Origin of the sequence: Pseudoalteromonas sp. CNC9-20 (assembly GCF_022347875.1) — a bacterium.
Taxonomy (GTDB): Bacteria; Pseudomonadota; Gammaproteobacteria; order Enterobacterales; family Alteromonadaceae; genus Pseudoalteromonas; species Pseudoalteromonas ruthenica.
In genome coordinates, this window is the sequence record NZ_JAKRFS010000001.1 from 632,878 (window position 1) to 644,471 (window position 11,594).

Sequence of the window (11,594 nt, forward strand, 5' to 3'; positions counted from 1 at the left end):
ATCTCGTAAATTCGCCGAGATTGTATCATAGCCGAGGAAGGTTAAGCGCGCTTTTGTTGGTTCTGAGCGGATAAAATAGGATGAATTCGGTTGTTGAGTACCTTGATAACCTCAAACTGTTTTAAGCTAAGATTTTCATCAAGTGCGAAGTGTGGTTCCAAGCACAAACAAACACTGGCGCCACCGGCACAATCAACAATGAGAAACTGGCCGCTTTGGCACTGTGAAGTAAGGCTAACAATGGCTTCTTGATTGATATCTCGGCCGGTGTATGGCGCAAAAAACCAACTTTTAGCGAGCACAGGCTTAAGGTAGTGTTTTACCGCTGTGGCGTTAAGTGCTATTTGACAAATCTGCGCATCACTCCACAGATTAAAGGTACTTAGATACTCACCCACTTGCTTATAAAAGTCGGCGTCAAGGAGGTTAAATTGGGGCTCACTCAAGGCTTCATCTGTCAGCTGGCGCAGCTTATAGGGCGTGCAAAACTGCATCTCTCCCATATCGAGCACTAAGCGATTTTGCTCACTCGAAATTTGCCATTGCCAATGTCGTTGTGCCTGTAACATGTTGCCCTCTAAATCCGTAAAAGCCTTTGTACACCTACCTTATAACTTTGGATTATAGCGTTAGTTGATCCCATGTAAAATAGATTCTAAGAATATTTTATGAGGGATCAAACACTAACATAACTGATCCTTATAAGGCGCGAACGATCCTTTTCACTAAAGCCGGACCTTCATAGATAAAGCCGGTATACACTTGCAGTAGATCAGCACCGCCATCAAGCTTTTCCTTGGCGGCTTCGGCACTGTCAATGCCACCGACACCGATAATAGGTAAACGCCCTTGCGATAACCGTTTGATCTCTTTAATAACCTCTAGAGACTTAGCCCGCACCGGACGTCCTGATAGTCCGCCAGCCTCATCGGCATATTGCAAACCCGCGACAGCGCTGCGCTCTAAGGTGGTATTAGTCGCAATGACCCCGTCAATGTGGTTGTTCAATAACGATTGGGTGACCTGCTCGACTTGAACACTGTCTAAATCCGGTGCAACTTTGACCAGCATCGGGACTTGTTTATGGTGTTTGGCTGCCAAGTCGAGCTGTTCATTTTTCAAACTCGACAACAAGTCATCGAGCGCTTCGCCGTATTGCAAGTCACGCAGCCCTGGGGTATTTGGCGAAGAAATGTTAACGGTTATATACGAGGCATGTTCAAAGACTTTGCGCATGCAATGGATATAGTCGTCCTTGCCCTGCTCATTAGGCGTGTCTTTGTTTTTACCTATGTTGATCCCTAAGATGCCATCATAATTGGCGGCTTTGACATTCGCCACTAAGTTATCAACGCCTTTATTGTTGAACCCCATACGGTTGATCACCGCATGTTGCTCTGGCAAACGGAAAATGCGCGGCTTGTCATTTCCTTGCTGAGGTCGCGGAGTCACCGTACCCACCTCAATAAAACCAAATCCCATCTGAGCGAAGGCTTCAATGCATTCGGCATTTTTATCTAATCCAGCCGCCAACCCCACGGGGTTTTTAAATTCAAGGCCAAGGAAATTAACTGGTTTGTCTGGAACTGACTGGGACCACGCCATGGATAAGGGCGTGTTGGCATAGCGACTTAAATTAGACAATGCGAAGTCATGCGCCCACTCAGCGTCTTTAGTGAACATAAACCGACGCGCTAAATCATAAAACATGGAACCCCCAAAAAAATACCCCAGACAAAAGCTGGGGTATTCTACAGAGTTTTACTGCTTTTTAACAGCGGCGCTTACGCCCGTTGATCACAGTTGTGTGCAAGCAACATCAATTCCCGTAGTGCTACTGAGAACTTAGCAAAGTCATGGCTTTGCGAAGTTTTAAATTCGCTAAGCATTTGTTGCCAGCGATGCAATACAGCATTATTTGCTTCCATCCACGCGTCAATTTGCGCATCCACATCTTGCTCTTTGTCATCGAAGCTACGCAGTACCACATCAGTTAATGTGCGTTGCTGCCAATCGAGCTCTTCACGATAAGATGCACGCGCCAAGGCTTGCCAATGGTTTTGCACTGGCTGATGAGTGATTTGCGTTAAGAACCAGTGCAAGCCCATACGCGCACCCAGCTTGAAGTAGGTGTTTGACACCAAGGCTGTGTTGCGCTCGGTTTGCGCGGCCACTTCGGCCAAGTCCATGGTGGAGAACAAGCTCGATAGTGACACAATACGCATCGCCAATTGAGCGGGAACGCCTTGATCGGCCAGGCTCTTGGCGTTTTCGCGGATTTGCTCGCTCTCATCACTTACCATGTAGCTGTGCAAGTTATCCGTCAAGTCTTTAAAACAAGGCGCAAAATGAGCGATGGTTTGCTCAATAGTCCATGCCTTATTACGGTGACGTAAGAACCAACGTGTTACTCGACGTACAGTACGACGTAGCTGATACAGCATTTCTGTTTGCACTTCAGCATCTATCTTATTGTCGAGCGCTTCGATTTCCGACCAGGTCTGCTGCATATCGAAAATCTCGCGAGCAATGGAGTAACATAAGGCGATTTCAGCGTCTGATGCGCCCGTTTCTTCGTGCATACGCACCATGAAGTTTAAGCCCATGTCGTTGACGATGTTATTGGCCAACTTAGTAGCAATAATTTCGCCACGCAACGGGTGGTTATCCATGGCTGAATTGAACCGCTCACGCAATGGTACAGGGAACGACTGGACCAGCAGCTGACGGTAGTACGGGTTCTCAGTGATCTCATCGGTGACTAAGGTCTCTTTGAGCACCATTTTCGCATAAGACACCAACACTGACAGCTCTGGACGAGTCAAATCTTTACCCGCAGCAGCGCGCTCAGCAAGCTCTTCGTCAGTAGGTAAGAACTCAATAGCACGATCGAGCTTACCGTCTTTTTCAAGCGCGTGGATAAAGCGGATCTTCTCTTTTAATGTCGATGCGCCCTTAGATTGTGTCACGGAGATAGTGTGAGTCTGACGATAACAATCTTGTAGTACTAGCTCTGACACTTCATCGGTCATCGCGTACAACAGCTCGTCACGTTGCTTTTTAGTGAGCTCTCCTTCACCCACTAAGGAGTTCAGTAGGATCTTGATGTTCACTTCGTTATCAGAACACGCCACACCGCCCACGTTATCGATAAAGTCGGTATTAATACGCCCACCTTTGGCCGCGAATTCAATACGACCAAGTTGAGTAGCGCCTAAGTTACCGCCCTCACCGAAGATTTTCGCACCCAGTTCACCGCCGTTGATACGCAATGCATCATTTGCACGGTCGCCAACATCTGAGTCTGTCTCAGACTTAGCCTTGACATAGGTGCCAATACCGCCATTCCACAACAAGTCGACGGGCATCTTCAGGAGCGCTTTGATTAGCTCATTAGGCGTCATCGCCGCTTTCTTAGTACCCACCATCTTCTTGATTTCAGGCGTTAAGGTAATCGACTTAGCACTGCGGGCAAAGATACCACCGCCTTTGGAGATAAGCTCACTGTTATAGTCTTCCCAGCTCGAGCGCGGTAATTCAAACAAGCGCTTACGCTCGTCCCAAGATGTTGCAGCATCTGGGTTCGGGTCGATGAAAATATGCATGTGGTTAAAAGCCGCCTGCAGACGGGTATGCTTCGAGAGCAACATGCCGTTGCCGAATACGTCACCGGCCATATCACCGATGGCAACCGCAGTGAAATCGTTGTTCTGACAATCAATACCAATTTCGCGGAAATGACGTTTAACAGACTCCCACGCGCCTTTTGCGGTAATCCCCATCTTCTTGTGGTCATAACCAATCGAGCCACCGGAAGCAAAGGCATCACCTAGCCAGAAGTCATATTCGCCAGCGATCCCGTTGGCAATATCAGAGAAGGTGGCGGTGCCTTTATCGGCGGCGACCACTAAGTACGGGTCATCTTCGTCATGACGTGTGACATTCTCTGGCGGAACAATGTCGCCATGTACGATGTTATCGGTGATATCAAGCAAACCACGGATAAAGATTTTGTAGCACTCTTGCCCTTCTTTAAAGAAGGCTTCACGCTCACTAGGCAGTTGCTTACAAACAAAACCACCCTTTGAGCCAACAGGCACAATAACGGTGTTCTTAACCTGCTGCGCTTTTACAAGGCCCAAAACCTCGGTACGGAAGTCTTCACGACGGTCTGACCAACGCAATCCGCCCCGCGCTACTTTACCGCCGCGAAGGTGAACGCCTTCAACGCGTGGTGAGTAGACGAAAATTTCAAACGCCGGCAGTGGCAATGGCATCTCTGGAATCAAGCTTGGCTTGACCTTGAAAGAGATATACGACTTGAATACGCCGGTGTCGTCTTTCTGATAATAGTTAGTGCGCAGCGTGGCGTTGATCATATCAACGTACAAGCGAATGATGCGGTCATCATCAAGGTTGGCAACGTTCTCAAGCGATTCATATACCTGAGCGACGAGCTTCTCCAAGGCTTTTTCGCTGCCTGGTGCTTTCACTGAGAACTTTTTCGCAAACAGCTTCACGATTTGTGTCGCAATATCTGGGTAGTTAGCGAAGGTGCTTTCAATGTAAGTCTGCGAGAACGTCACTCCGATTTGGCGCATGTACTTGGCATAAGCACGCAAAATCGAGGCTTCGCGGCCCGTTAAGCCACCATTGAGCACTAAACGGTTAAAGCCGTCGTTTTCCAGGCGGTTATTCCATACATCGGTGAGCGCTTTTTGGAAACGCGCAGATACTTTGTCAAAGTCAGCGATCTCTTTGTTGTCGAGCAACATTGAGAAGTCCATAATCCAATTCACTTGGCCGTCTGAGGTTTTTACTGCATACGGCGTTTCACCGATAACGCGTAAGCCAAAGTTTTCTAACATCGGCATCACGTCAGACAAATGAATAGGCTCGTCTTTGTGGAACAACGACAAACGAACAATATTCGAGCTCACTTCCTCTTGTGGGCGGTAGAACAACATCTCTAGTTTGTTGTCGTCATTGAGCAGCTCAAGTTTTTCAATATCAACCACTGCGGCACTTGGCAACACTTGGTCTTTATATGAGCTGGCGAAGGCATTGGCATATTTACGGTTTAATTCATTACCGCGCGCTTCGCCATTGCTGCCTAATAGCGCTGATTGTAGTTTGTCTTCCCAAGTACGGGCTGCTTCTACTAAATTATTTTCGATTTCTTTCACGTCGTAATCTACGTCACTGTTGTTAACTCGCACAATATAGTGGGTACGAGCAAGGCTGGACTCGGAGAAATAGGTGGTAAAGCTGACTTTCTCATCGGAGCCAAAGGCATCAGCAAGAATTTGCTGCGTTTCACGGCGCAGTGCAGTGTTATAACGCTCACGTGGTACATACACCATGCACGAGAAAAAGCGTCCGTAAGTGTCTTTGCGCACAAACAGGCGACACATGTCGCGCTCTTGAATATGTAAAACCCCCATGGCTACATCCAGTAGCTCTTGTTCGCGGGCTTGTACTAGCTCATCACGAGGATAGGTTTCGAGAATATTAAGGACCGCTTTGTAGGCGTGGGTGCCCTCGGCAAAGTCGCTCATCTCTAGAACACGACGAATTTTCGACTTCAACACGGGCACATCGGCCGCACTGTTGTTGTAGAAACTGGATGAGAACAAGCCAATAAAGCGGTCCTCGCCAATGACGTTGCCGTCTTTATCAAAGCGCTTCACACCGATGTAATCGATGTGTGCCGGGCGATGCACTCGCGATACCGAATTGGTTTTCGTTAATACCAACAAATTATTGCTGCGTGCTTCTTTGCGTGCGATTTCTGGCATATTAGAAAGTAACCGCACTTGCTCTTCGTCAGAGTTCTTCATTAACCCTAGACTTGTGCCTTTCACACCGCTGAGCTGATGATCACCTTTTACCGGCTTAAGTTCGTATTGACGATAGCCCATCAAGGTAAAGTTATCGCTGGCCAGCCACTCTAGAAATTCAACCGTTTCGTTTAATTCGGTTTTATCGACATTGTGTGGACGCTTAGGGAGATCGTTAATTACATCCAGCAACTGCTGACGAATGGGTTGCCAGTCTTCAACAGCCACCGACACATCATTAAGCACAGAATCAAGCTCTTCTTTAAACGCTTTAATTTCCGCGTCATCGGTCTGGCGATCGATTTCAATAAAGAACACGGTTTTGGTCGAGCTCGACTCTTGTTCCGCTTTTAAGTTTGAGAGATTAGTAATCGTGCCATCTTTATCGCGCTGAATTTTTAATGGCGTATGCAGTAATAAGTGAGAAGCGATGTTCGCGCGGTTAAGTGCCATGCGAACGGAGTCAACGAGAAACGGCATATCTTTAGCAATGATCTCGACAATGGTATGCGAGGACTGCCAGCCGTGCTTAGCAACTTCGGGATTGAATACGCGGATAACAGCATCATCGCCTTTTTTACTCTCTAACGAGTTCCAAAGGCTCAACGCTGCGCCGTAGAGGTCACTGTCGTTTCGGTGTGTCAGATCTTCATTCGACATGTTGCGATAAAGCGCCTTGGCGAATTTGTCGACCAGTGACACTTTGTCTGCGTGAACTTTGCTTTGAATAAGCTTGCTGACGTTATTGAGAATAACGGAAGCGTGACCATCATTTTGTGTCATTGTGTGTTCCTTAATCTATACCGCCTTGTGAACGGGTGACTGAATAGCGTGGAGTCAGTTAAATTCTAACGCTTTTGCAGCTAATAAAAAGCCTTTTCGATGAAATCAGACCAATGATTTCAGCATGTTGGCATTCTATTCACAAAATATAGATAGAAATGGCCGGTTAAGGCCATTTCTGTACACAAGTATTCACATTATTTTTTCTGGTCAGACCAGAGGAAGGCACCAATTGCTGGCAAAATGAGCACTGCACCGAGCATATTCACTAAGAACATGAAGGTCAGCAAGATGCCCATATCAACTTGGAACTTCAATGCAGAGAAGATCCATGTGCTCACTCCCACTGCCAAGGTGATACCAGTAAAGAGCACGGCACTGCCTCGCTCTGCTAGTGCATTTCGATACGCTTCACTTAAGTGCACGCCTTGTTTGAGCTGAGTCATCATTGACGAGAGAATGTAAATACCATAGTCGACACCGATACCCACTCCCAATGCAATGACGGGTAAGGTCGACACCGTTAGGCCTATTTCCAGCCCCACCATCAGCGCCTGCGCTAACGTTGAAACAATGTATAGCGGCAACACCACGGCGATAGTGGCGCGCAACGAGCGGAAGCTCAATAAACACAATACGATCACCGCACCGTAGACATATAGCATCATCGGCGTTTGCGCTTTCGATACCGATTCATTCGTTGCCGCCATTACCCCAATTGGTCCGGATGCCAGTCGGAATGACACTTTGTCTGTGCCAAATTCAGCACCGTATTCTTTCACTGCAGCCACTACGCGCTCTATGCTCTCGGCCTTGTGATCTTCCATAAAGATGATCACTGGCATCACCGAGCAATCGCCATTGAGAAGACCTGAACTGGTTTCCACCCGTGAAGTTGCTTGCACGAGAGAAGCGCTATTGCGTGGTAGCGTTTGCCACTTCAAATTGCCTTCGTTGTAACCGGCATTCACGGCTTTAGCGACACTGGCTAGAGAAACACTGCTTTGCACCCCAGGGATATTATCCATACGCCATTGGAATTGGCTGATACGGTCCATCACTTCGTGCTCGGTACAAGCTGCTGGGTAGGCTTCGACAATCACTTTTAAGATATCGACAGATATACTGTAGCGATCAGAGATGAGGAAGGTGTCTTGGTTGTAACGCGCCTCCTCGTGTAGCGCCGGTGCCCCAGCGTGTAAATCGCCTATGCGCATGTTTTGTGACTGCCAGTAGCCAAATGCAAACAACACAGCGGTGCAAATTAAAATAGCCGTCGCATTTTTCTTGTTAGTGGTGGCAACCAACAATTCACGGAGCTTAAATAGCGCGTTCTTATTGGCATTATCGGCTTCTAGTACCGCGAGCTTCGAAAAGGTCAGATAAGACGCTATCACAGGCAACAGAAGCAGGTTAGTGAAGATGATCACCGCCACACCTAAACTGGCTGTAATCGCCAACTCGCGAATAATACCGATGTCTATCGCCAACAAGGTTAAGAAGCCCACCGTATCCGATAGCAAAGCAATGCCGCCGGGGATCAGTAAGGCTTTAAAGCTTGATTGCGCAGCGGTTTTAGCATCGCTGCCTAACTGCACTTTCTTGGCAATGCCGTTGATCATCTGCACACCGTGGCTCACGCCAATAGCAAATACCAAGAACGGCACTAAAATCGACATTGGATCAAGGCCAAAGCCAAGTGTTGATAGCAGCCCCATTTGCCAAACCACAGCAATAATCGAGCAGCCTATTGGCAGCAGTGTGAGCTTGAAGCTTTTACAAAACAGCCAGACCATCACCAAGGTAATTGCGATGGCGATAGCGAAGAAAAGAACCACGTCTTTGGCACCCTCAGCAATATCACCGGCCATTTTTGCAAAGCCGATAATATGGATGCTGACGTTGTCAGTGCTTAAAGGAGTGCGAATTTTACTCTCTAATTGCTCTGCAATATCAAGAGTGTCGAGCTTTTCACCGGTTTGTGGGTCAAACTCCATGAGCTGAGCGCTGACCATGGCACAGGAATAATCCGAGGCCACCATGCGCCCTACAACTTTGGCCTTTTCAATATTTTCTTTTACTCGTGCAAGGCCTGCTTTGTCGGCACTGAAGTTTGCAGGAATAATAGGGCCACCGCTGAATCCATCTTCAACCACCTCAACAAAGCGCGCGCTTGGAGAGTAAATTGAATTAACCAGTGGGCGGTTAACCCCAGGGATGAAATACAGTTGGTCGTGTACCGCTTTTAATTGGGTAAAAAATTCCGGGTTAAAAATATCGCCACGCGCATCACACACGGAAATGAGAATGCCGTTGGCGCCACCAAACTGCTTCTCGTGTTTGGTATACACCTTCATGTATTGGTGATTAAGCGGGATATTCTTATTGAACGACGCATCTAATTGCAGTTTAGTTGCCTGCCACGCCAAGGCCACGGTGGCGATAATAAAGGCCAAGATCACCCACATGCGATGGCGGAATAAACTGCGCTCTAATAATTCCACTAAAGTTTGCATGATTAGTTTAACTCCTTGGTTTGAATGCCCGCTTCCGTTGCTAGAATCAACTTACCAGCAAACTCCGTACCATCCATCACGGCTTTACCATCAGCGCGTTGACGCGCCTTGAGCTGGTTCTGTTGCATGTTTTCTAAGCGGTAAATCACAGCGGAGTTACCAAAAATATACACCCCACCCTTGTTGCTTTCGACGATGCTGTTCATGGTTGCTTGCTCTTGCGTACGCAGTGCTTGCCACTGGCCGCTTTCGCCTCGTTTAAATGCATTACCGCGTAAACCGGCAACCAGTATTTCGCCTTCGACCTCAGCAATATCGAAAAAGGAGCCATGATATATCTCCTGTTCCCGTTGCCAGCTTTGACCCTGGCTGGTGCTGTGCGCTATCAGTCCCATTTCACCTGCAATGTAAAGCCCTTTGGAAGTCTCAGCAATGCGGTTAAAGTGCGGCAAGATGGAGCTAGTTTCTATCTCATAACCTTCTGGATCGTTGACCTTCAAATCATTGAGGTATTCCCTATCTTCGGGGTAAAGAAGGCTATCTAAAAAGCGTTTAGTCCAGTTTTGGCCACCATCTTTGGTCTCGAAGTACATTCCATAGGCACCCACAGCAACGCCGTTTTGCTTATCGAAAAAGTGAATATCCAAGCACGGTTTATCAAGATCAGGACGATACTGCAGTAACTGCCAGCTGGCGCCGCCATCGGTGGTGCCTAAGATGCTGGCATCGTGACCGCATGCCCAGCCTTGTTGATTATCAATAAAGAACACCGCTGTCAGCAGAGTATCAATAGGACTTGTGGCCTGCTGCCATTGCTCGCCATCATCGCTGTATACAATGGTGCCATGTTGGCCAACGGCGATAACGCGTGATTCTGTGGTGGTGATATCGGTAAATAACGTGCGCGTGGCACTGTCAGCCTGATAAGCCGGTTGTGGTGTCTCTTGTTGCGCGCTGACGCCAAGGGGCAAAAGCAACACCGCCCAAAGCAAGTACTTCATATCTAATTGAGCCTATAGAGGGTTAACGTGAGAGCCTCAGGCCTGCAGCAGCAGACCTGAGGAGTTCCGAGGAGATTAACGGCGCCCTTCGCGACGAAGTGCATTAGATGTAAACTCATTGTCTTGGAACGACTCAGAGAAGTCGTACATTTTTTCTTGGTTATCTAAGCCAATAGCCAAGTAACGACGTGAGTTTAGGTCGTGATAAACATCCAACGTACTCCAGTGCGTTGGTACTTCGTAATAGTTCACACCGTGGGCCATGGCTACACGATACATTTGGTCGCGGTTATCGTATAAATCGGCGACCGAAATCTGCCAGCTGTCCTCATCGATGTAAAACACGCGTTTCTTGTAAATGTGGCGAGTGCCTTCTTTAAGCGTCGCTTCAACCACCCAGACGCGGTGTTTTTCATAACGCACATGTTCTGGGTTAACGTGACCAGGCTTAAGAATGTCATCGTACTCTAGCTCATCGCTATGCAATTTATAGCTGTTATACGGAATGTACATTTCTTTTTTACCTTTGAGTTCCCAGTTATAACGGTTCGGTGAACCGTTGAACATGTCGAAGTCATCGGTAGTACGCAAGTTATCAGACGCTGTTCCCGGTGCATCGTATGCAACATTAGGGGCACGGCGAACACGGCGTTGACCGGTGTTATACGTCCATGCTTGGCGTGGCGTGAGGATTTGGTCCATGGTTTCGTGCACTAACAATGCGGTCCCTGCAAGGCGCGCTGGTTCGGTGACACGCTGTTTAAATTTAAACAGAATATTCGACTCTTGCAGCTGCTCCGGTGTGGCCTCTGGATCCGAGTACTTCACTAACAACTGCTCATCAAAACCAATCAGGTTGTACGAACCCGAGGCTGTTGGCATGGCTTGACCACCATAACGAGCAATCGATAAACCACGGTAGCGCAACAAGTGGTTCCACACCGCCTCTAAGCCGTTTTCCGGAATTGGAAATGGCACACCGATAGCGGTGTTTTTGATGCCGTTACCGCCTTCAATCAACTCCGCTTCAGTGGCGTACTTCTTCGTTGCATCGTAATAAAACTGCGGGAAAGATGCACTACGGCGAGTCGGATAGATATGCATTTTGAAGGTGTCAGGGTACGCCTCAAATAAGGCTATCTGACCCGGGCTCAAGAATTCCTTGTGCTGTTCCAAGTTCGACTTATCAATGGTGACAAGGACCTGATCATCTGCATAAGGGTCAGGGTGATGCATCCCTTGCTCATAATTCTCTGGAGCTTTAGTAATACCACCATCCCAAGCAGGAATAGAGCCATCTTCATTACCTGCTTTAAGTGCACCAATAGGTGTCAAATCCGCGCCCAGGCGTTCAGCCTGCTCGGGTGTTATTTTTGCCTGTACTGCAGAAGTGGCAAAGATGCCACAAAAGGCTGCTGCAATGAGGGTAGGTTTAGTTAACATGCGTGTACCCT

General features: G+C 47.9%; 6 protein-coding genes. All 6 read right to left on the minus strand.

Going from position 1 to position 11,594, the window contains the following annotated elements:
• Positions 1 to 41 precede the first annotated feature (41 nt).
• The gene (locus MHM89_RS02850; RefSeq protein WP_239408023.1) at positions 42 to 569 is read right to left on the minus strand and encodes a cell division protein ZapC domain-containing protein; all 528 of its coding nucleotides are present in this window, start codon (positions 567 to 569) and stop codon (positions 42 to 44) included.
• 130 nt (positions 570 to 699) lie between these two features.
• Complete coding sequence (gene pyrD, locus MHM89_RS02855) at positions 700 to 1,710, minus strand: quinone-dependent dihydroorotate dehydrogenase (RefSeq protein ID WP_022943965.1); 1,011 nt, start codon at positions 1,708 to 1,710, stop codon at positions 700 to 702.
• A 74-nt stretch (positions 1,711 to 1,784) separates the two neighbouring features.
• A complete protein-coding gene (locus tag MHM89_RS02860) occupies positions 1,785 to 6,623 on the minus strand; it encodes an NAD-glutamate dehydrogenase (protein ID WP_239408024.1) in 4,839 nt (1,612 codons plus the stop codon).
• Between the two features lie 197 nt (positions 6,624 to 6,820).
• Positions 6,821 to 9,139, minus strand: coding sequence for an MMPL family transporter (locus MHM89_RS02865; protein WP_022943967.1), 2,319 nt, complete (start codon positions 9,137 to 9,139; stop codon positions 6,821 to 6,823).
• A gap of 2 nt (positions 9,140 to 9,141) precedes the next feature.
• A complete protein-coding gene (locus MHM89_RS02870; RefSeq protein WP_239408025.1) occupies positions 9,142 to 10,140 on the minus strand; it encodes a YCF48-related protein in 999 nt (332 codons plus the stop codon).
• A gap of 75 nt (positions 10,141 to 10,215) precedes the next feature.
• The gene (locus MHM89_RS02875; RefSeq protein WP_022943969.1) at positions 10,216 to 11,583 is read right to left on the minus strand and encodes a DUF1329 domain-containing protein; all 1,368 of its coding nucleotides are present in this window, start codon (positions 11,581 to 11,583) and stop codon (positions 10,216 to 10,218) included.
• Between the last annotated feature and the right edge of the window lie 11 nt (positions 11,584 to 11,594).

Excerpts from the sequence above, each read along its gene's own strand:
- MHM89_RS02850 (WP_239408023.1), bottom strand. The coding sequence starts at position 569 with ATGTTACAGGCACAACGACATTGGCAATGGCAAATTTCGAGTGAGCAA.
- pyrD (WP_022943965.1), bottom strand. The coding sequence starts at position 1,710 with ATGTTTTATGATTTAGCGCGTCGGTTTATGTTCACTAAAGACGCTGAG.
- MHM89_RS02860 (WP_239408024.1), bottom strand. The coding sequence starts at position 6,623 with ATGACACAAAATGATGGTCACGCTTCCGTTATTCTCAATAACGTCAGC.
- MHM89_RS02865 (WP_022943967.1), bottom strand. The coding sequence starts at position 9,139 with ATGCAAACTTTAGTGGAATTATTAGAGCGCAGTTTATTCCGCCATCGC.
- MHM89_RS02870 (WP_239408025.1), bottom strand. The coding sequence starts at position 10,140 with ATGAAGTACTTGCTTTGGGCGGTGTTGCTTTTGCCCCTTGGCGTCAGC.
- MHM89_RS02875 (WP_022943969.1), bottom strand. The coding sequence starts at position 11,583 with ATGTTAACTAAACCTACCCTCATTGCAGCAGCCTTTTGTGGCATCTTT.